General features: G+C 74.4%; 17 protein-coding genes and 1 pseudogene. 12 read left to right on the forward strand and 6 right to left on the reverse strand.

Translation table 11 applies throughout. The features are described 5' to 3' along the window. The first annotated feature begins 28 nt into the window (after positions 1-28). Both ACFYT9_RS29085 and ACFYT9_RS29090 read left to right on the forward strand, forming a co-directional pair. Positions 29-397 (forward strand): BlaI/MecI/CopY family transcriptional regulator, encoded by a 369-nt coding sequence (locus ACFYT9_RS29085; RefSeq protein WP_389168677.1) that lies wholly within the window; start codon positions 29-31, stop codon positions 395-397. Continuing rightward, positions 394-1,314, forward strand: a complete 921-nt coding sequence (locus tag ACFYT9_RS29090) for a M56 family metallopeptidase (protein WP_389168679.1) — start codon at positions 394-396, stop codon at positions 1,312-1,314. The genes ACFYT9_RS29085 and ACFYT9_RS29090 overlap by 4 nt, the downstream gene beginning before the upstream one ends. A 48-nt stretch (positions 1,315-1,362) precedes the next feature. Here the strand turns inward: ACFYT9_RS29090 and ACFYT9_RS29095 are convergent, their stop codons facing one another. Further along, a complete protein-coding gene (locus tag ACFYT9_RS29095) occupies positions 1,363-1,722 on the reverse strand; it encodes a GNAT family N-acetyltransferase (RefSeq protein ID WP_389168681.1) in 360 nt (119 codons plus the stop codon). A gap of 208 nt (positions 1,723-1,930) precedes the next feature. Between ACFYT9_RS29095 and ACFYT9_RS29100 the strand changes: the two genes are divergently transcribed. After that, positions 1,931-2,512: an NUDIX domain-containing protein gene (locus ACFYT9_RS29100; RefSeq protein ID WP_389168683.1), complete on the forward strand. Its 582-nt coding sequence runs from the start codon at positions 1,931-1,933 to the stop codon at positions 2,510-2,512. 19 nt (positions 2,513-2,531) lie between these two features. Here ACFYT9_RS29100 and ACFYT9_RS29105 read toward each other — a convergent pair whose 3' ends face one another. Beyond that, on the reverse strand, positions 2,532-3,794 hold the full coding sequence (locus tag ACFYT9_RS29105; RefSeq protein ID WP_389168685.1) for an MFS transporter: 1,263 nt from the start codon (positions 3,792-3,794) through the stop codon (positions 2,532-2,534). 71 nt (positions 3,795-3,865) lie between these two features. Between ACFYT9_RS29105 and ACFYT9_RS29110 the strand changes: the two are divergent. Together ACFYT9_RS29110 and ACFYT9_RS29115 are read left to right on the forward strand one after the other, a co-directional pair. Further along, positions 3,866-4,930, forward strand: a pseudogene (locus ACFYT9_RS29110) (GlxA family transcriptional regulator). A 463-nt stretch (positions 4,931-5,393) separates the two neighbouring features. Beyond that, the gene (locus tag ACFYT9_RS29115) at positions 5,394-8,780 is read left to right on the forward strand and encodes a S8 family serine peptidase (RefSeq protein ID WP_389168687.1); all 3,387 of its coding nucleotides are present in this window, start codon (positions 5,394-5,396) and stop codon (positions 8,778-8,780) included. A 222-nt stretch (positions 8,781-9,002) separates the two neighbouring features. Here ACFYT9_RS29115 and ACFYT9_RS29120 read toward each other — a convergent pair whose 3' ends face one another. Continuing rightward, a complete protein-coding gene (locus ACFYT9_RS29120) occupies positions 9,003-9,710 on the reverse strand; it encodes a DNA alkylation repair protein (protein ID WP_389168689.1) in 708 nt (235 codons plus the stop codon). A 274-nt stretch (positions 9,711-9,984) separates the two neighbouring features. On the opposite strand from ACFYT9_RS29120, the gene ACFYT9_RS29125 reads away from it, so the two are divergent. Then, positions 9,985-10,797, forward strand: a complete 813-nt coding sequence (locus tag ACFYT9_RS29125) for a class I SAM-dependent methyltransferase (RefSeq protein ID WP_389168691.1) — start codon at positions 9,985-9,987, stop codon at positions 10,795-10,797. Here ACFYT9_RS29125 and ACFYT9_RS29130 read toward each other — a convergent pair. The 3 genes from ACFYT9_RS29130 to ACFYT9_RS29140 form a co-directional block, all read right to left on the reverse strand. Continuing rightward, positions 10,766-11,968, reverse strand: a complete 1,203-nt coding sequence (locus ACFYT9_RS29130; protein WP_376599378.1) for an MFS transporter — start codon at positions 11,966-11,968, stop codon at positions 10,766-10,768. The two genes, ACFYT9_RS29125 and ACFYT9_RS29130, sit on opposite strands and share 32 nt — an antisense overlap. A 161-nt stretch (positions 11,969-12,129) precedes the next feature. Next, the gene (locus tag ACFYT9_RS29135; protein ID WP_376599380.1) at positions 12,130-12,348 is read right to left on the reverse strand and encodes a hypothetical protein; all 219 of its coding nucleotides are present in this window, start codon (positions 12,346-12,348) and stop codon (positions 12,130-12,132) included. A gap of 275 nt (positions 12,349-12,623) precedes the next feature. Then, positions 12,624-13,901, reverse strand: coding sequence for an MDR family MFS transporter (locus ACFYT9_RS29140; RefSeq protein ID WP_387270510.1), 1,278 nt, complete (start codon positions 13,899-13,901; stop codon positions 12,624-12,626). Positions 13,902-14,489: 588 nt separating this feature from the next. On the opposite strand from ACFYT9_RS29140, the gene ACFYT9_RS29145 reads away from it, so the two are divergent. From ACFYT9_RS29145 to ACFYT9_RS29170, 6 genes are read left to right on the forward strand one after another with little or no spacing between them, the layout of a single operon-like run. Next, positions 14,490-14,966 (forward strand): hypothetical protein, encoded by a 477-nt coding sequence (locus ACFYT9_RS29145; protein ID WP_376599383.1) that lies wholly within the window; start codon positions 14,490-14,492, stop codon positions 14,964-14,966. After that, positions 14,957-15,436, forward strand: coding sequence for a GNAT family N-acetyltransferase (locus tag ACFYT9_RS29150; RefSeq protein WP_389168694.1), 480 nt, complete (start codon positions 14,957-14,959; stop codon positions 15,434-15,436). The genes ACFYT9_RS29145 and ACFYT9_RS29150 overlap by 10 nt, the downstream gene beginning before the upstream one ends. Continuing rightward, complete coding sequence (locus tag ACFYT9_RS29155; protein ID WP_389168696.1) at positions 15,433-17,094, forward strand: amino acid adenylation domain-containing protein; 1,662 nt, start codon at positions 15,433-15,435, stop codon at positions 17,092-17,094. Before ACFYT9_RS29150 ends, ACFYT9_RS29155 begins: the two co-directional genes overlap by 4 nt. Then, positions 17,087-18,208: an alpha/beta hydrolase fold domain-containing protein gene (locus tag ACFYT9_RS29160; protein ID WP_389168698.1), complete on the forward strand. Its 1,122-nt coding sequence runs from the start codon at positions 17,087-17,089 to the stop codon at positions 18,206-18,208. Before ACFYT9_RS29155 ends, ACFYT9_RS29160 begins: the two co-directional genes overlap by 8 nt. Then, positions 18,205-19,851 (forward strand): AMP-binding protein, encoded by a 1,647-nt coding sequence (locus tag ACFYT9_RS29165; protein ID WP_389168700.1) that lies wholly within the window; start codon positions 18,205-18,207, stop codon positions 19,849-19,851. Before ACFYT9_RS29160 ends, ACFYT9_RS29165 begins: the two co-directional genes overlap by 4 nt. Beyond that, entirely contained in the window at positions 19,848-20,555 is a 708-nt protein-coding gene (locus ACFYT9_RS29170; protein WP_389168702.1) for a rhodanese-like domain-containing protein, read from the forward strand. The genes ACFYT9_RS29165 and ACFYT9_RS29170 overlap by 4 nt, the downstream gene beginning before the upstream one ends. Positions 20,556-20,588 lie beyond the last annotated feature (33 nt).

A 20,588-nucleotide genomic window follows, 5' to 3' on the forward strand; every position in this document is an offset into this window, starting at 1 on the left:
CCGGGATCGGCGGAGAGGACGGACACGCATGCGTCGGCTCGGGGAGCTGGAAGCGGAGATCATGGACCGCTTCTGGCGGTGGCAGCGCCCCGCCACGGTGCGCGAGATCGTCGACGACATCAACCGCCACCGCGACATCGCCTACACCACCGTCACCACGGTGACCAGCATCCTCTTCCACAAGGGCCACCTCACCCGGACCCGCGAGGGCCGGGTCTGGCTCTACCGGGCCTCGGCGACCCGCGAGGCGTACGCCGCCGCCCTCATGGAAGACGGCCTCGGCGCCAGCGAGGACCGCACGGCCGCCCTCGCCCGCTTCGTGGAGAACCTCGACGCCGACGAACTCGACGCGCTGCGCGCCGCGCTCCGCGAAGCCGAGCGGCGGTCCGAGGGGTGAACGCCGCCCCCGCCCTGCTCGGCTACGCCGCACTCGTCGGCGTCACCGCCCCGCGCGTGCTGCTGCGCAGCGCCTGGCCGCACCGGGCGCCCGCCCTCGGCGTGACCGTCTGGCTCGCCCTCACCGTCACCTTCGTCCTGGCGCTGGCGCTCGCCGCCGCGCAGCTCGCCACCCCCACCGAGCATCTGCACGCGGGGCTCGCGGGGCTGCTGCACGCCTGCGGGGTCGGCTCCGGTCCCGCCGACCCCGACCCCGGCACGGCCGAACGGCTCGCCGTCGCCCTGCCGGTCGCCGTCCTCGGCACCTGGGCCGGGGCGGTGCTCCACCGCTGCGTACGGGCCGGCGTGCACCGGGCCCGCCACCGCGACCGGCTCGACAAGGTGGGCGTGCGCTGCCCCCGCCTGCGGGTCACCGTCCTCCCGCACGCCACACCCGGCGCGTACTGCCTGCCCGGGCTCCGCGCCCGGGTCGTCGTGAGCGACTCCGCCGTCCGGCTCCTGAGCCCCCGGCAGCTGGACGCGGTCGTCGAGCACGAGCGGGCGCACGTCGCCGGCCGGCACCATCTGCCGCTCGCGGCGGCCGAGGGCTTCGCCGGCCTCTTCCCCCGGCTGCCCCTGGCCCGGCACGTCCGCGCCCAGGTCGCCCTCCTGCTGGAGATGAGCGCCGACGACCGGGCGCTGCGCCGCCACCCGGACGCGGTCCTCGCCACCGCCATGTACGAACTGGCGGCGAGCCGGACGCCGAAGGGGGCCTTCGGCGTCGCCGGTCCGGACGGCCCCTCCCCCGCGGTGGTGCGGATGAAGCGGATCCTGGGGCCGCGGCCCGCCGCGCACCCGGCGCTGCGCTCCTCGCTGGCCTCGGCCGTCCTCACCGCACCGCTCCTCCCCCTGCTGGTCGCCTGCCCGCCGGGGGTCTGACACCGGGGGCTCCGACGCCGGGGCTCCGACGCCGGAGCGCAGCCGGGGTCAGCGGCCGAGCCGCGCGTCCAGCCAGCTCAGGACCTCGGGGGCGACCGGGTCGGTGATGTCGGCGAACTCCTCGTGCTTCTTCAGGAACTTGGCGACGTACGGGCAGACCGGCACGATCCGCATCCCGGCGGCGCGCACGTCGGTCAGCGCCTGCTCGACGAGGATCCCGGCGAGACCCCGGCCCGCGTAGGCGTCGTCGATCTCGGTGTGGAAGAACACCCGGCGGTCGTCGCGGTCGCGGTACGCGGTCAGTCCGGCCCGCTCTCCGTCGACGAGGATCTCGTACCGGTGGCGTTCGCCCACGCGGCGGACGACGGGGCTGGTGGGGGTGACGGTCTGCTCGACCTGCTCGGTCATGCGGCGGCCCTTCGGGTCGTGACGGTCGGACGCTGTCGGTCCCGTTCACCCTACTCCGCGGTATCCGCAGGTGGGACGGGTCGGGAGACCGGACCGGACAGGGAGACGGGACGGGGCGCGTCCGAAACACCTGTGCACGCCGGGCGGGTCGGGCTCGTTGAACCCGGACGAGCCCGACCCCCGTCCCCCACTCCCTACGGAGGCCGTCATGCAGCCCCTCTCCCCGCCCACCGCTCCCGCTCCCGCCCCCGTGGCGCCCGCCCTCCTTCCCGTGGAGGAGTTCGTCGCGACGCTGCCGAAGGCCACCCTGTTCGGGGCGGTGTACTTCACCGACGGGGCCGACCGGCCGGTGCAGCTCCACGCCGTCTACAGCGACGAACACCCCTGGCAGCTGCCGGGCGGTACGGCCGAGGCGGGCGAGCGGCCGTGGCAGACCGCCGTACGGGAGACCGAGGAGGAGACCGGACTCGTGGTGGCCGGGCCCCCGCGTCTGCTGGCTGCCGTCTTCGGCCTGCCGGGCGCGGCGTGGCCGCTGGCGACCGCCGGGTACGTCTTCGACGGCGGGCGGCTCAGCGACCGGCAGATCGCGGAGCTCGTCCTCGACCCGGCGGAGCACGACGAGGTACGCGTCCTCCCGCTCCCGCAGTGGCAGGCCCTGATGCCGCCCCGGGACTTCGTCCGTCTCTCCGCCTTCGCCGAGGCCCGGCGCACGGGCCGGGCGGCGTACGTCGGCACCTGGGACTGGGACGAGTCCCCCGCTCAGGGGCCGGCGGGGGATGCCGCTCCCTGAATCTCCCCTCGTGGTGCGCTCAGGTGCGCGGGGCCCGGCGGAGTCCGCGGATCGCCGGGACGGCGAGGAGGGCCGCGCTCGCCGCCACGCAGGTGCCCGCCGAGACCAGGAGGAAGTGGTGCGGGGTGGTCAGGGCGGTGGCGGGGCCGGCGAGGAGCTGGCCGGCGGAGATGCCGGAGACCGAACCGGCGAGCTCGTAGGCGGTGACGCGGTTGAGGACCTCGGGCGGGGTGTGGGTCTGCACGCTGGTCGCCCACATCACCGACCAGAAGGCGAGGGCGGCACCGGCGGTGGCGTGCGCCGCGAAGAGCGCGGGCAGTCCGGCGTCCAGGGCGACGGAGAGCGGCAGCGCGGTGTAAAGAAGCATCGCCGTCGCACCGGCGGCGAGCGGCCGGGCGGGGCGCAGCCGGAGCGCGACGAGCCCGCCGAGGACCGTCCCCGCCCCGAGGAACGAGACCGTCAGGCCGTACGCGTGCGGGCCGAGGCGGTCGCCGATCAGGGCCGAACTCAGCGGCACCAGCGGGCCGAAGACGAGCACACCGTGGACGACCCAGACCAGGATCACCGCCCACATCCACGACCGGGCGCGGAACTCCCGCCAGCCCTGGCGCAGATCGCGGCGGAGCGAACTCCCGTTCCGCCGCTCGGATTCGGGGGCCTTCCGGGGCAGTCGGAGGAGGGCGAGGCAGAGCGCGCTGACGAGGAAGGTGGCGGCGTCGACGGCGTACACGGTGCCGGCGTCGGTCACGGCGATCAGCAGGCCCGCGAGCGCCGGGCCGAGGAGGTGGGCGAGGGCGTCGGCCACCTTGAGGGTGGCGTTGGCCCGTTGCGGGTCACGGGCGACGAGCGGGACCATCCCGTTCACCCCGGGCAGGAACATGGCGACGGCCGCGCCGGCCAGCGCCGCCATGGCGAGGAGCAGCCAGAACGGCGGCCGCCCGGTGAAGAACGCGACGGCCAGCACGCCCTGGGTGGCGACCCGGACGAGGTCCGCGCCGACCATCATCCGGCGGGCGCCGAACCGGTCGGCGAGGACGCCGCCGAAGAGGACGAGCAGGACGAACGTGCCGGTCCAGACGCCGAGAACGAGGCCGGCGCCGGTCACTCCGTACAGCGCGCCGACGGCCAGCCCCGCGGCGACGGGCATCATCGCGTCGCCGAGGAGGGAGACCGCGCGGGCGGTGAAGTAGAGGGCGAACCGCCGGTCCCACAAGGCGTGTCGGGGACGCGGCGGCCGGGCGGGGGCGGAGGGGGCGCGGAGATCGGGCCGTTCGGTGGTCACCGCACCGATGGTGGTCCGGACCTTTCGCCGTCCCCAGTGTCCCGAACGACACGATGGAGTACTTTCGCGCCATGCCCCTCCGTCCTCACCCCGACTCCCCTCCTCCGCACCGGGTCGTGGCGCTGCTCAGGCCCCCGCAGCCGGTCTTCTCCCTGGCCTGCGCGTCCGAGGTGTTCGGCGACCACGGGCCGGCGATCCCGGCGCGGTACGCGTTCGAGGTCTGTACGGGGCGGCCGGGGGTGGTCGCGACCGACGCCGGCTACGACATGCTGGTCACGACGGGTCTGGAGGCGCTGGAGCGCGCGGACACGGTGCTGGTGCCGGGCTGGGGGGCGCCGGCCGCGAGCGGGGTGCCCCCCGAGGTGGTCGACGCGGTGCGGCGGGCGCACCGGCGCGGTGCCAGGATCGTGGGGCTCTGCACGGGCGCCTTCGTCCTGGCCGCGGCCGGGCTGCTCGACGGGCGGCGGGCGGCCACGCACTGGGCGCGCGCCGCCGAACTCGCCTCCCTCTTCCCCCGGGTGCGGGTCGACCCCGCGGTGCTGTACGTGGACCACGGCGACGTCGCCACGAGCGCCGGGGCGGCGGCGGGCGTGGACCTGTGCCTGCATCTGGTGAGCGCCGACCAGGGCGCCGGGTACGCGACGCGGATCGCCCGGCGGATGGTGATGCCGCCGCACCGCGAGGGCTGTCAGCTGCAGTACGCGGAGCGGCCGGCCGCCGGACCGGCCGCGGACTCGCTGGCGCCGCTCCTGGACTGGCTGGGCGAGCGGCTGGAGGAGCCGGTGTCGGTCGCCGACATGGCGGCCCGCGCGCGGGTCTCGTCCCGGACGCTGACCCGGCGCTTCACGGAGCAGCTGGGCATCAGCCCGGGGCGATGACTCCTCGACCGGCGGATCGCGGCGACCCGGGCGCTCCTGGAGGAGACGGACCTGCCGGTGGAGACGATCGCCCGGCGGGTCGGGCTCTCCTCGGCCGTCAATCTCCGCCGCCGCTTCCACGAGGCCCTGCGCACGACCCCCGCCGCCTACCGGCGCGCCTTCCGGGCGGAGCGCTCGGGGGGCGGGACGGAGGGGCGGGCCGGCGGGAGTCGGGGCGCGGGGGTCGTGGACGCTGGAGTCGGGGCCGTCCGGGAGTGAACCGGCGGGCGGGTGGGGGAGGTTCGGGTCCGGCGGAGGCGCCGCAGGAGGGGGGCCTCCCCGTCGGCGGTGGCCGGACCGTGGGGGCGTGAACGGCGCGGATGGACCGGGCTCCCGCGGCCCGGTTACGGCCAATCGGAGAGCGAGACTCCGCCCGGGGCGGCGGCACGGGCCGGAAAGGCTCCGTACCTGGGGCGCGGACGTCCTGTCCGGCACCGCCGTCGCACAGGTATCGCAGGGCTGTCACGGGCTCGTCACACGCCCGTCGTCACCCCATCGAACTCGCGCCCTCCGGCGTGGCCGGAAACCACATGCTCCAAAGCCCCGCTCCCCCAGCGCCGTTGATCGACTCCCCGGTGACCTCGGATACTGCGCTGACCGACCGCGGGCGCCGTTCGCGCCGCTGGCCGGATTCGACCACCCCACCTCATCCCAAGCTCCTGGGGGAGACTTGCGCGCACCCGTGCAGAAAGCACGCGCCTTCACGATCGCCGCGGCCACCTCGGTGGCCCTCGTGGCCGGCATGACCGGGCCGGCCATGGCGACCGCCCCGACCACCCCTTCCGTCCCGCACACCTCGGACGCCTCCGCCCCGCACCCCGCCCGGATCGGCGCTGACCAGCGGATCACGCTCGTCACCGGTGACCGGGTGGTGGTGGACGCCGAGGGCCGGATGGTGCGGTTCGAGGCCGCCCCCGGCCGCGAGCGCATACCCGTCGAGGTGCGGCGCACGGGCGACCGCACGCTCGTGGTGCCCGCCGACGCGCGGCCCCTGATCGCGGACGGCCGGCTCGACCAGCGGCTCTTCGACCTCTCCGTGCTCACCGACCCCCGGCTGCGGGCGAGCCACGGCTCCGGACTGAAACTGATCGTCCGGTACGACGGGAACGCCGGCTCCGCGCGGGCGTCGCTCCGCGCGGCCGGCGACACCGAGGTGCGCCGCACCTTCCCGACGCTCGGCGCCGACGCCCTGCTCGCCTCCCAGGACGACCTGGCCCGGGTCTGGGAGGCGCTGACCGACCGGCGGGCGAGCGGCGCCCGGGCCACCGCCGCCGGCATCGGCACGGTGTGGCTGGACGGGGTGCGGGGCGCGAGCCTCGACCGCAGCGTCCGGCAGATCGGCGCCGACCGGGCCTGGGAGTCCGGCTTCGACGGCACCGGCGTACGGATCGCCGTCCTCGACACCGGCGTCGACAGGACCCACGAGGACCTGCGCACCCGGGTCGTCGGCGAGAAGAACTTCTCCGCCTCCCCCGACGCGGTGGACCGCGTCGGCCACGGCACCCACGTCGCCTCGATCGCCGCCGGCACCGGCGCGCGGTCGGGCGGCCGCTTCAAGGGTGTGGCGCCCGGCGCCGAGGTGATCAGCGGGAAGGTCCTCGACGACGAGGGGTACGGCGACGACTCGGCCGTCCTCGCGGGCATGGAGTGGGCCGCCGCCGAGGGCGCCGACGTGGTGAACCTCAGCCTCGGCGGCCCGGACAGCCCCGGTGTCGACCCGCTGGAGGCGGCGATCGACCGGCTCTCCGCCGAGAAGGGCATCCTCTTCGCCGTCGCCGCCGGCAACGACGGCGAGGCAGGCGCCTCGACGGTCGGCTCCCCCGGCAGCGCGGACGCCGCGCTGACCGTCGGCGCCGTCGACCACGAGGACCGGCTCGCCCCCTTCTCCGGCACCGGACCGCGCGTCGGCGACGGCGCCGTCAAGCCCGACGTGACCGCGCCCGGTGTCGCCATCACGGCGGCCGCCGCCTCCGGCAGCACCTTCGACACCCGCCCCGGCACCCCGCACCCGGCGCCCGGCTACCTCCAGCTCGACGGCACCTCGATGGCGACCCCGCACGTGGCGGGGGCGGCCGCGCTCCTGAAGCAGCGGCACCCCGGCTGGACCGCCGCCGAGCTCAAGGGCGCGCTGACCGGGTCCGCCGAGGGCGGCGCCGGCCTCGGCGCCTTCCAGCAGGGCACCGGCCGGATCCAGGTCGACCGGGCACTGGCCGGGACCGTGATCCCCGCGCCGGTGTCGCTGGACTTCGGCACGGCCCGATGGCCGCACGCCGACGACGAGCCGGTCACCCGTAAGGTCGGCTACCGCAACCTCGGGACGGCCGACGTCACCCTCGATCTGTCGGTCTCCGGCCTGGGCCCCGCGGGCGAGCCCGCCCCGGAGGGCTTCTTCACGCTCGGCGCCTCCCGGGTCACCGTGCCGGCCGGCGGGACGGCGGAGGTCGAGCTCACCGCCGACACCCGCGCCGGCGGGACCGACGGCTCCTTCACCGGGTACGTCACCGCCAAGGGCGCGGGCCTGTCGGTCCGTACGGCCGCGGTGGCCGTGCGGGAGGCGGAGTCGTACGACCTCACCGTCCGCACCCTGGGCCGCGACGGCACGGACGCCGAGGACTTCGCCAACACCCTGACCGGCATCGCCGGTCCCGCGGCAGGCTTCCAGACCCGGATCGACAGCGAGCCGGGCAGCCACACGATCCGCGTGCCCAAGGGGTCGTACACCCTCAACACCGCTGTCTACGAGGACCCTTCGGACTACGCCAAGGGCACCGACTGGATCGCGCAGCCGAAGCTCGACGTCTCCGGGGACACCACGGTGACGGTCGACGCGCGCACGACGAAGCCGGTGGACCTGACCGTGCCGGGGATCGACCGCGCGGACTACGCGGGCACGTACTACGAGCGTGACACGGAGATCGGCCGGGTCGGCAACGGCTGGGTGCTGCGCGGCTTCACCGGCTTCCGCACCGCCCACCAGGGCCCGGCCGTCACCGACGGCTCGCTGCTCCAGACCTGGGACGCGCACTTCGTCAAGGACGCCACCAGTCAGTACGCGGTGGCCTTCGGCGGGAAGGCGCAGACCGTCGCGACCGGTTACGCCCGGCACGTGAAGGCGGCGGAGTTCGCCACCCTGAAGGTGGACCTCGGCGCCTCCGCCCCCGGCAAGTCCGCGCTCGCCTCCCCGTACGCGCACCTGCCCGGGGCGCCGGAGGGCAACGGCTTCTCCGCCCCGCAGCCGGCGCCGGGCACCCGCACCTTCCACGTCTCGACCGGGGACGGCGTCCGCTGGCTGACCCGCTTCAACCAGCTGGGCGCACCCGACGAGTGGGGCTACCCGGCCTTCGAGGGCAGCTACGAGATGGCCGCGCCGAAGCGGTACGAGGCCGGCCGGACGTACGGCGAGCGGTTCAACGCCGGCGTCTTCGGCCCGCTCCTGGGCGAGGGCATGGGCGTCTTCCGTACGGCGCCCGATCCGGCGACGGGCGAGCAGCAGCTCGTCGGCGCGGTGCCGCTGCTGGCCGACGGCCGGGGCCACACGGGCTTCGCCCGGTACTCCTCGGCCACGACGACGCTGTACCGCGACGGCGTGAAGGTCGCGTCGAACGAGGACCCGCTGAGCGGTACGGAGCCCTTCGCGGTCGACGGCGCCGACGCCGCGTACCGCCTCGTCACCTCGGCGGAGCGGCCGGCGGAGGTCGCCAGGGTGTCCACCCGGATCGAGACCTCGTTCGCGTTCCGGTCGAAGCAGGTCACGGCGACCACGGCGCTGCCGGTGTCCACGGTCCGCTTCGCGGCCCCGGTGGACCTCCAGACGCGGGCCCCGGAGCGCACGTGGGCCTCGGTCCCGGTCACGGTGCAGGGCTCGGCGGCCGGGGGCAACCTCAAGTCGCTCACGGTGAAGGTCAGTTACGACGGGGGCGCGACCTGGCAGGCCGTGCCGGTCGTCGGCGGACGGATCGCCGTCAAGAACCCGGCGAAGGGCGCGGGCGTCTCGCTCGCCGCCGAGGTCACGGACAAGCAGGGCAACACCTCGACACTGTCGATCCGCAACGCGTGGACCGGCAAGTGACGACGGCCCGCTGAGGGCCGGCGACTGTCGAGCCGGCGTCACCGCCCGAGGGGGGGTGGCGCCGGTTCGGCGTGCGTGGCGGGCGGCCGGTGTCACCGCGCCGCGGTGTGCCGGTGGGGGGCGGCACCGAGGTGCGGGCCGGTCCGGGGCACCTCAGCAGGCGCTCGGTGCAGGACCGATCCCGGACGGCCCCTCCCCCTCCCCAGCGGCGGCGCCGCGCGGCTATGCCTCGCGGCGCCGGACCATCTCGGTGATCCAGGTGGGGGCGTAGGGGGAGGTGCAGCCCGGCGAGGTGGGGTAGTCCTTGAGGACTTCCAGGCGCTCGCCGATGGCGAGGGCCCGGGCGCGCTGCGCGGGGTGCTCGATGCCGATCTGGGCCAGGCAGTGGTTCATGGCCCACTGGAGCCGGTCCGGGGCGTCCTTCATCTCCGCCTCGACGGTGTCGAGGAGGGCGTCGAGGTCGAGTCCTCCCGGACGCTTCGCGACCCGCTCCGTGGTGAGGGCCCAGCCGGCGCTCGCCACGACGGGGTCCGGGTCCCCGAGCCACGCGCCGCGCAGCTCCTCGGCGTGCGGGCTCTTCTTGACCACGTAGTTGACGAGCCAGTCGTGGACCTTGGGGGCGCGGGCCTCGCGGAGCATGGCGTCGAGCTCGGCGCGCTCGAATTCCTTGGGGCGGCAGACGAGGGTGGCGAGCAGCCGGGCGGCGGTGTCACCGGTCGCCCAGAGGCGCCGGGCCAGCTCCTGCTGCGTCTTGAGCCGCTTCGCGATCGCGCGGAGCCGGGAGAGGTTGACGCCGTGGTCGTCGCCGTGCCGTTCGTTGACCTCGCGCATCCGGGGGTCCTCCAGCGCGGCCAGCTCGGCCCTCACCCCGGCCAGAACCTCGTCCGGGACCTCGCCCGGCACCTCGTCCGCCACCGCCGTCCCGGCCATTCCGGTCCTCCGCTCCCTCACACGTACGGAAGCCAGGGTACGGCCCCGCGGGCCCGCCGGACCTGACCCGGGTGCCCACGGCCCCGGGTCCGGGCGGGAGCCGGAACCCTGGGCCGAACGGCCGCCGCGGATGCGGGCGGCGAGGCCGGGGTGGACGATCGGAGGGGTGAGAGCCCCGCCCGCGCGCCTCTCCCGTCCCCGCCCGCCCATGTGAAGGGGTCCGTTCGCCCATGTGCCCGTACGAGATCGGCCTCGGCCACCACCGGACGTCCCCGTGACCCCCGGCGCGGGTGACGACGCCGGCGGGCGGTACGGCGAGGCCGTGTTCCGGCCGGAGCAGGCGGGCGAGGGTGAGCGGATCGACTTCGGGGCGCTCGCCTACGACGACGTCACCCTGGCCCGGCTGAGCGCGCTCGGCGCCGGTCCCGGGTGGAGGTGCCTCGACGTGGGCGCGGGGACGGGCACGGTGTCCCGCGGGCTCCTGCGGGAGCTAGGGGTGGAGCGGGTGCTCGCCGTCGACCGGGACGTACGGTTCCTGGCCGAGCGGCCCGTGCCGGGGCTCGACCTCCTGGAGGCCGACGTCACCGCCCCGGACTTCTCCCCTGGCCGGTTCCGGCTCGTCCACGCGCGGTTCGTGCTGATGCACGTCCCGGAGCGGGAGCGGATGGTGGGCCGGCTGGCGGAGCTGCTGGAGCCGGGCGGGGTGCTGGTGCTGAGCGACGCGGTGGACCTGACGAGCGAGGTGGCGCCCGGGACGCCGTACACGCGCGCGATGCGGGCGATGTGGCGGGGGCTGCGGGAGACCATCGGCACGGACGTCTCCTGGGTCCCGTCGTATCCGGCGCTGCTGCGCGCGGCCGGTCTGGCCGGGGTGGCCGCCGAGATCCACGTGCCGCCGCTGGTGCCGGGCAGCCCGATCAGCCGGTTCTGGGCGGACACCTGGGAGCGCAGCCGGGCGGCGATGGTCGGCACGGGTCTGGTCGACGACGCCGCCCTCGACGCCGCGGTGCGCTGGCTGGACTCGGAGGAGTGCGCGGCGCTGTCGGCCGGGATGCTCACGGTGTGGGGGCGTCGGCCCCCGTCCTGATCCGCCGCAGGAGGTAGGCGGCGGCGGACGCGACCAGGACCAGCATGCAGGCGATGAAGACCAGGCCGGCACCCTCCAGGCCGAGCGGGTCGGCCAGCAGACCGACCCCGATCACCGGGAGGGAGATGCCGGTGTACGCGACAACGAACAGCGACGAGATGACGGCGGCCCGCCGGTCCGGGGGCGAGGCGGCGGCGACGGCGGCGAGCGCCGCCCGGAAGGCGAGGCCCTGGCCGGTGCCGCCGACGAGGGCGGCGAGGATCACGAAGACGAGCTGGTCGGTGTAGAGGGCGCAGGCGAGCAGGACGAGGCCGGCGAAGAGGACGGCGCAGCCCAGCGGCAGCGAGCGGGTGGGGCCGACGTGTCCGGCGGCGACCTGCCCCGCGGTGGAGGCGAAGAAGGCGAGGGCGACGACGAGGCCGCTGACGGCGTGGTTGTCGACGTCCAGGTAGCGGACGAGGAAGGCGGGGCTGACGGAGGTGAAGACGCCGAACAGGGCGAAGCCCACGAAGGAGGCGACGGCCGCCGGTACGAAGACCGCCCGCACGCGCGCGGGGAGGGCGGGTTTCCGGGGTCGTACGGCGCTGAGGGGTTTGCGGTCGGCCACCGTCTCGGGCAGCCACTGGAGGACGAGGGCCGAGACGGCGACGAGGACGAGGTGGACGGCGAACGGCAGCAGCAGCGGATCGGGGGCGTACTCGGCGAGGAGGCCGGCCAGGAGGGGACCGCAGCCGAGGCCGCCCATGTTGGCGGCGGTCGCCACGAGGGTGGCGCGGGCGGTGCCGCCGGGTGGGGCGAGCTCCATCACGTACGCGGTGGCGGCGCCGGTGAAGAGGCCCGCCGAGAGCCCGGACAGCAGCCGTCCCGCGTACAGCCAGCCCAGCGCGTCCGCGCAGAGGAAGCAGACGGCGCTCGCGGCCGCGAACGCGAGTCCCCATCGCAGGGTGGGGCGCCGGCCGATGGTGTCGGAGGCGTTGCCGGCGAGCAGCAGCACACCGATGACCCCGAACGCGTACACGGCGTACACCACCGTGACGGTGAGTTCGGAGAAGCCGAACTTCTCCTGGTAGAGGGGGTAGAGCGGGGTCGGGAGCGTGGTGCCTGCCATGCACACCACGAACACCGCTCCGCCGAGCAGACAGGGCAGCCACCCGCGTCGATCACCGGCCATACCGGCGACCGTAACCCGTCCGCCGCCCCACTCCCCGGCAGCACGGCGGACCGGCCACACCGCTGGGCGCACGCGAGGCGGAACCGGCGGGCGCCGGTCGCGGGCTCCGGTCGCGGGCTCCGGCTCCGGGCGCGCCCGGGGCCGTACCACTCAGACAGGTCCTAGAGGGCGAACCCGAGGAGGGCCACCTCCAGGGGGAGGGCGGGGCGCTCGGGGAGGGCGGGCGGCTCCTGGCCCCGGCCGGTGTGGGTGGGGCGCACGGGGCGCAGCGCGGCGATGCCGTCGGCGGCCCAGCCCGCGCCGTCGGCGGGGAGGGAGAGCGTCATCCTCCGGCCGTCGGGCAGGGTCGTCTCCAGCGTGTCCGGGTCGTTCGTCGGCATGGCACCTCGCTCGGTTCGCGCACGGTGGATCAGATCACGGCTTGCGGAGGGTACGACGGACGGGCCGGCGGAGGGGTTCCCTCCGCGCGCAGGGGCAGGCGGGCGCCGCTGCCCGCCCCGGCGCGGACCGGCTCACGCTGCCCCGGCCGGCTTGCCCGGCCTCGCCTTGCTCCGGGCCGCCCGAGCCCGCCCCGCGCCGCCCCTCCACGGACCGGCACGGCCCACCCCGGCACGGCCACCCGGCCTGGCCGAGAGCGTCCTCCCCGCCAACCGGTTCAGCCCGCGTCGGAAGCCGGGGCCGACTTGGCGGGTTCCGGCTGCTCCTCCGGGTCCTTGGTGGCGACTCGGCGGGTGAGCCGGGTGCCGATGCCGAGCTGGGCGACGGCCGCGGCGAGGGCGACGGCGAGGCAGCCGATCCAGAGCGGGCCGGCGCCCCAGGTGTGGATCACCCAGCCGCCGACGAGCGGCGCGACGACGGCGGAGCCGGTCCAGGCGACCTGGTAGAGCCCCTGGTAGCGGCCGCGCAGGTGGTCCGGGGAGATGCGGGCGACGAGCGCGAAGCTGGTGGGGGTGTTGCCGATCTCGCCCAGGGTCCACACGACGATCGACACGCCGTAGATCCAGGCCGAGTCCCCGAGGAGGAGGACGGAGTAGCCGATGCCGACCGTGGCCGAGGAGCCGGCGAGGACCCACGATTCGGGGAAGCGCTTGTAGAGCCGGGTGAGCGGCAGCTGGACGGCGACGATCACGATGCCGTTGAGCGCGGCCACCTGTCCGAAGGTGCTCGGTGAGAAGCCGTCCAGGCTCATCGCGATGGGCAGTCCGCTCTCGGACTGGAGCAGGATGGTGAGCACGAGGAACTGGGCGCCGACGAAGGCGACGAAGCTCCGGTCGCGCAGCACGGCACCGAATCCCCCCGCGGCCTCCTCCGCCTCCGTGGGCTCGGCGGGACGTGCCCGGCCGGGCACGCGGGTCGCGATCATCACCGCGCCGATCAGGGTGGTGGCGCCGTTGAGCCAGAAGAGGGCGGTGTAGCCGGTGAAGGAGACGAGACCGACGGAGAGCATCGCGATGGAGTAACCCACGTTGATGGCCCAGAAGTTCAGCGAGTACGCGCGGACCTGGTCCTTGCCCGGGATCACGTCGGCGATGAGCGCGTTGTGCGCGGGCCGGGTCGCGTTGTTCGTCACGCCGACGACGAAGGCGCCGACGATCAGGGCCCACGGGGAGCGGGCGTAGGCGAGGGCGATCATGCTGGCCGCGGTGGCGCCCAGGGCGGCGACGAGCGTCGGTTTGTGGCCGAACCGGTCGCCGAGCGCGCCGCCGAACGGTCCCGCCACGAGCGAGCCGACGCCGATGCCGGCGACGACGGTGCCGGCGAAGGCGGCGCTGCGGTCCAGCTCCTCGGTGATGTAGAAGGCCAGCAGTGGCATCACGAACCCGCACGCGCGGTTGATGAGTTGGGCGGTCCAGAGCCACCAGAAGCCGGACGGAAGCCCGCCGAAGGTCGCGGCGAAGGACGTGCGCGCCTTCGCCAGTGGCCGGATTCCCATACGTTCCCCTTCGTCGTGACACCGCCGGACGTGACGGATGGTACGAGACCCGAGTTCCGGCCGCCCGAACACCGAATGAATACCGGTCGGATCGGTTCCGCGAAAGGCGGTAACGCGCCATGAAGGACCGGACGTTGTTTCCCGGACATTGCTTCCCGGCCGTCGACTTCCGGACTCCGCTTCCTGAACGGGACTACTGCGAAAGCGAGTTCGGGCAGATGCGTGAACCGCCCCTGAATGTCGTTCACCGAGGTGTTGGGGAAGCTTTCGACCGAAGAGTGACGGTGTTCTTCACCCGAGGGCTACGGTGGACGAGACAGAGCGCCCATGCCGGCCCCGATGCGCCGAGGTTGAACAGGTTTCACACAAACGGCGAGGTCAGCGTGGTCTTTCGCACAGGCCTTCCGATCTCTATGATCTTACTCGCGCACCGACCCCATGCAGTGATGTACCGCTATATATGAGGATCCGTCACCAGAGTTCCTCTCGTTCTTCAGAGCACTTCCGCACCGCTGATCCACGACAGCCCGGAGGCGAAGAGCACGTGTCAGACATGGAACGCGAACCGAGGGCGGGGAACAGCTCCGCATGAACCCTCTGACCTACACACCGCGCCTCGTGAAGGCGCTCCCCCCGGTGCACGTGAACGGCCGGGCGCTGAAGGCGTACGCGATGTTCGCGGACCCGGAGCTCGCCGGCGACCTGCCGAAGCCGGAGTTCCTGGAGCGGCACGCGGCCACGGTGCTGAGCGAGTCCCCGGCCCGGGGTGACCACCCGGCCGGCTTCCTGATCCTGCACCGCGGTGCAGAAGGAACGTATCTTCTGGTGAGCCAGTGGTACGACGCCGACATGCTGAAGCACTGGGTGCGCGGCGCGGTGGTCGACGCCGAGGGGAACACGTCCTTCACCCCCCTCGCCGAGCGGGACCTCATCGCCTGCGTCTGGGAGCTCGAAGTGGTGAAGTTCGAGCGGGACGCCTGGGTCAACACCGTGCTGGCGCGCGGCAGCGACGACCGGGCGGCGGTCGACGCGTATCTGGAAACGACCTTCTCGGGGTGGGTGTGAAGCAGGACATCGCGGTCCGGCCGATCGAGCCGGACCACTTGGACGCGCTGCTCGGGCTCTGCGTCGAGCACGCGGAGTACGAGAAGGCGGAGTTCCACGAGAACGGCCAGGTGGAGCGCTGGCGTTCGGCCTTCTTCGGGGAGCGGCCCGCACTGCACGGCTGGGTCGCGCTGGACGGCGCGGAGCCCTGCGGCTTCATGACCGTGACGACCGACTTCGCCACCTGGAGCGCGGAGCGGTTCGCGTACATGGACTGCCTCTACCTCCAGGAGGCGTACCGGGGCCTGGGTCTCGGCCGGGTCTTCCTGGAACGCCTGCGGGAGTTCGCGCTCGCCGAGGGCTGCGGCTGGGCCGAGTGGCAGACGCCGCCGGACAACGAGACGGGCATCGGCTTCTACGAGCGGATGGGCGCCCGCACCAGGGACAAGGTCCGCTTCCACTACGACGTCGGGGTGCGTGACGCCTCGTGACGACGAACCCCGAGCAGGAGCGGACCGCCGAGCCGTCCGCCCCGTTACCCCCCTGGTCGATCGACCCTGCCGCCCACGCCCGGCCGGCGCCCGCGCTCGGCGATCTGGTCCGCGCGGCGGCGCTCCACCGGCCGGACCGTCCGGCCCTCCACGACGGACGGCTCGGCCTCACCTTCGGGGAGCTGGAGCGGCGGGCCACGACGCTCGCGGCCTGGCTGGCCGACCGGGGGGTGCGCCCGGACGACCGGGTGGCGATCCTCGCCGAGAAGAGCGCGCTCATGCCGGTGCTGGCCCTGGCGATCTGGAAGTGCGGCGCCGTCTACGTCCCCCTCGACGGTACGGCCCCGGAACCGCGGCTGCGCGGACTGCTCGGCCGGCTCGATCCCCGGGTGGTGCTCGCCCTCGACGACCGGGAGCCGGTGGCCGACGGGGTCCGCTGGGCCGGCCGGACGGAGCTGGACGAGATCCTGGCGGGCCCGGCGCGGGAGTGGCCGACCGTGCCGCACGGGCCGGAGTCCACGGCGTACATCATCTTCACCTCGGGCTCCACGGGTGAGCCCAAGGGGGTCGAGATCACTGTCGCCAATCTGGTGGCGTACTTCGGCAACCACAACGAGGTGCTGCGGTTCACGCCGGAGTCCCGGGTCTTCAGCCTCTCCCCCTTCCACTTCGACGTGTCGATCGAGGACACGCTGCTGCCGCTGTCGCTGGGCGCGTACGTCCACCAGTTCCGCGGTATGCACGCCGGCGCCGTGATGCGGGCGGTCATCGCCCGTGAGCGGATCACCCACCTGATCGCGGTCTCCACCCTGCTGACGATGATCACCGAGGGCGGGCGGCACGTGACCCGGGAGAACTTCCCGGGCCTGGAGATGGTGATGACGGGCGCGGAGGTCTGCGACCCCGGCGTCATCAACGTCTGGAAGGACGGGCTCCCCGAGGTCCGGGTCATCAACGTGTACGGGCCGACCGAGGCGACGATCGTCTGCGTCGCCCACGAGATCGAGCGGGTCGACCGGGAGCGCGTCGGCTCGTACCCGATCGGCAGGCCCCTGCGCGGGGTGGCGGCGCGGATCGTGGACGAGGGCTCCGAGGTCCACGAGACGGACCGCGTCGGCGAGTTGTGGATCGGCGGCGAGCAGGTGATGCGCGGCTACTACGGGCAGCCCGAGGAGACCGCCCGGCGGGTGGTCGAGGTGGACGGCGTCCGCTACTACCGCACCGGCGACCTGTGCAGCTACGACGAGAACGGCGACATCGTCTTCCGCGGCCGGAACGACGACGAGGTCAAGCTGGCCGGCCGGCGGATCCATCTGGGCGAGATCCGGCAGACCGCGCTGAGCCTCCACGGCGTCGAGCGGGCGGCCGTCGCACTGGTCCCGCGCCTGGGGCACGACGTGATCGCCCTGGTGGTGATGGCGCCGGACCGGGCGGTGGTCGCGGACGTGGAGAAGCGGCTCGCCGAGCTGCTGCCCGCGTACATGCTGCCGACCGTCGTCGCCTGGTCCCCGGAGCTCACCGTCTCCTCGACCGGCAAGACGGACGAGAAGCTGCTGATGCGGCGGCTCGCCGAGGCGGCCCGGGACTCGGGCGCGACCCGCTTCGCGTTCACCCCCGCGGGAGACGTCGAGCCGGTCGACGAGGACACCCATGCCTGACGCCGGCACGGAGACGAACACGGAAGCGGCGGCCATCCGGCCACAGCCGGGGAGCGCCGACACGGAGGCGCTCCGCTCCGAGCCCATGGATACGAAGGCGCCGTGCTCCGAACCCACGGGCACGGAGGCGCTCCACCCCGGACCCACAGGCACGAAGCCGCCGCACCCGGAACCCACGGGAACGAAGGCGCTCCGCCCCGCGCACACGGACACCGCCCCGCTCCACCCCGAGTTCGCCCGGCTGGCCGCCGCCCGCCGGATCATGGCGGTACGGGGCTCCACCGGCTCCCTCACCGAGGACCGGGCCAACGCCGAACGGTGGATCGCCCGCTTCGGCGGCGCCGTCGACCCGGCGGACGGTGCCGCGGTCGAGGCCGGCCCCCACGGGGTGACCGTCCGGCCGGCCGGGGAGGACCCGGACAGCCCGTGGGTCGTGTACATCCACGGCGGCGGGATGGTCTACTACTCGACCGCCGTCTTCCAGCCCTTCTTACGCACGCTCGCGGGCACCCTCCGGGCGCCCGTGGACGCCTACGACTACCCGAAGGCGCCGGAGCACACCGTGGAGGAGTCGGTGGGGCTCCTCGCGGACCGGATCGCCGCCCGCTGCCGGACCCTGACGGACCGTCCGATCGTGCTGGCGGGCGACAGCGTCGGCGGACTCCTCGCGCTCTACCTGAGCCTGCGGGTGCTGCCAGGGGCGTTCGCCCGGGTGGTGCTCCTCTATCCCGTCCTCGACCTGCGGACGGAGCGCGCCTCCTACGGGGCCTTCGGCGAGGGGCACTTCCTCGACCGGGACGCGATGCGGCTCTTCACCTCCTTCCTCGAACCCTTCTTCTCCGAGCGGGACTTCGACCCGATGCGGCTGGGGGACCGGGACCTGGCGCGGCTGCCGGACTGCTCGATCGTGACCGCGGGACACGACGTCCTGCGGGACGAGGGGCTCGCCTGGGCGGAGCTCATGGCCGCCCGCTCCCCCGGCCTGCGGCACCGGCACTTCCCGGACCTCCCGCACGACTTCTGCCTGTACGCCGGACGGCTCGCCTCGGCCGGGAGCGCCGTCGCCGAGATCGCCGGGACCGCCTTCCCCCTCACAGAACAGGGCCTCTCATGACTGCCAGGACCGGTGCGGTGACGCTGCCGCCGTGGTCGACCGATCCCGCCGCCGCGGACGGCACGCCGCCCGCCCTCGGCGACCTCCTGGCGGCCCCGGCCCGCAAGTGGCCGGAGCGCGTCGCGATCGACGACGGCACCACCCGGTACACCTTCGCCGAGCTCGAACAGGGCGCCCTCGGGATCGCGGCCTGGCTGGCCGGACAGGGGGTGGGCCCGGGCGACCGGGTCGCGGTCCTCACCGAGACCCGGCCTGTCATGCCCATGATTATCCTGGGCATCTGGAAGCGCGGCGCCGTCCACGTGCCCGTCGACTCCGACGAGCCCGAGCACCGGACCGTCTCCCTGCTCCGACGGGTCCGGCCGGCCGCCGTGATCACACCGGCGACCCGCCCGAACGCGCTCCCCGGCACCCCGTTGCTCCACGGGGAGGAGCTCGGCGCGGTCCTCTCCGGACCCGACGCCCCGCAGCCCACCCTGGCCCACGGCCCGCGGGACACCGCCTACATCGTCTTCGCCTCCGGCGCCACCGGGGTGCCGCAGGGCGCCGAGATCACCGCAGCCGGCCTGCTCGCCCACTTCACCGGCCACAACGAGGTGCTGCGCCTCACCCCCGACTCCCGGGTGCTGAGCCTCTCCCCGTTCCACTTCGACGTGTCCCTCCTGGACACGCTGCTGCCCCTCTCCGTCGGGGCCTTCGTCCACCAGTACCGCAGCCTCCCCGTGGGCGCCCTGCTGCGCTCCGCGATCGCCCGGCAGCGGATCACCCACCTCCTCGCCGTCACCGTGCTGCTCGACCTGCTCACCCGCGACGCCCGGCAGATCGACCGGGAGAAGATGCCCACCCTGGAAGTGGTCATGACGGGCGCCCAGGTCTGCCCGTCCGCCGTCCTGCGCGTCTGGGCGGAACGGCTCCCCGGGATCCGGCTGGTGCAGGCCTTCGGACCGCCCGAGGCCACGATCTTCGGGTTCACCCAGACCGTCGGCCCCGCCCAGACCGCGAGCGCCGACCCCTGCCCCGTCGGCCGGCCTCTGCGGGGCACCCTCGCCCGGCTCGTCCGGGACGGGGCCGAGGTCCACGGGCCCGGCGCGGAGGGCGAGCTCTGGATCGGCGGCCCGCAGGTCATGCGCGGCTACTTCGACCAGCCCGAGGAGACGGAACGGCTGCTCGTCGACGCCGACGGGACCCGCTGGCTGCGTACCGGGGACGTCTGCGCGTACGACGCCGACGGCGCCCTCGTCCTGCGCCGCCACGCCGACGAACGGATCGTGTGGCTGGCGGGCCGCCGCACCCATCTGCACGAGATCGAGCGGGCCGCCCTCGGCCTCCCCGGCGTCGAGCGGGCGGCCGCCGCGGTGGTCACGCGGGCGGGGCGGGACGCCGTCGCGCTCCTGGTCGCCGCGAAGGAGCGGCGGAGCCTGCCCGACCTGACCGCGCATCTGCGCGAGCACCTGCCCGAGCCCCTGCGCCCGGCCCTGATCGCCTGGAACCCCCCGGCACCCGCCCCCTGGGCCGGCGACCGCAGCGGGTCCTTCCTGGCCGAACGGCTCGGCGCGGCGGCCGCCGGGCCCTCGCACGCGACGTACTTCGAACTGTCGGCCGACGGCACCGTCGAACCCTTTGATGACGAGGTGGGGATATGAGCACAGTGGTGAACGACACGGTCAAGGAGAAGGTCGGGGAGTACCTGGAGACGGCGCTGGGCAAGCCGGTGGACCTCGCCCCGCTCCCCGACTCCACCCCGCTCAACACGCTCGGCCTGGACTCGCTCCTGACCATCAGCGTCCTGGTGACCCTCCTGGAGGACGCCGGAGTGGACCTCGGCGAGCACGCCGACTCCCTCGTCACGCCCAGCACGCTGGGCGACCTCTACGCCCTCGCCGGCCGCTTCCTGGCCGAGCCGGAGGAGCAGGCGCCGGCCGCCGCCCCGAGCGCCGCCGAGCCCCGCGAGCACAACGACCAGCTCGCCTACTACCAGGCGAAGCTCGCGTACGAGATCGACTCGGCGGACCTCCAGGACGCGCTCGACGCCGGCCAGGACCTCGTCGTGGTCGACGGCCGCAGCAGCGAGTCGTACGCGGCCGGCCACATCCCCGGCGCGGTCAGCATCCCGCACCGCTCGATCTCCCAGGACTCGCTGGCCGGCCTGTCCAGGGCGCCGCTGTACGTGACCTATTGCGACGGCATCGGGTGCAACGCCTCCACCAAGACCGCGATCAAGCTGGCGACGGCGGGCTTCCGGGTCAAGGAGCTGATCGGCGGCCTCGACTGGTGGAAGCGGGACGGCCACCCGATCGAGGGCCACGCCGCCGCCGACCACACCCACCACGCCACCTGCGGGTGCTAGCACCCGCCACCGCACGCGAACACCCCGCCCGAA

The sequence above is a fragment of the Streptomyces sp. NPDC004435 genome (assembly GCF_042873895.1).
Taxonomy (GTDB): Bacteria; Actinomycetota; Actinomycetes; order Streptomycetales; family Streptomycetaceae; genus Streptomyces.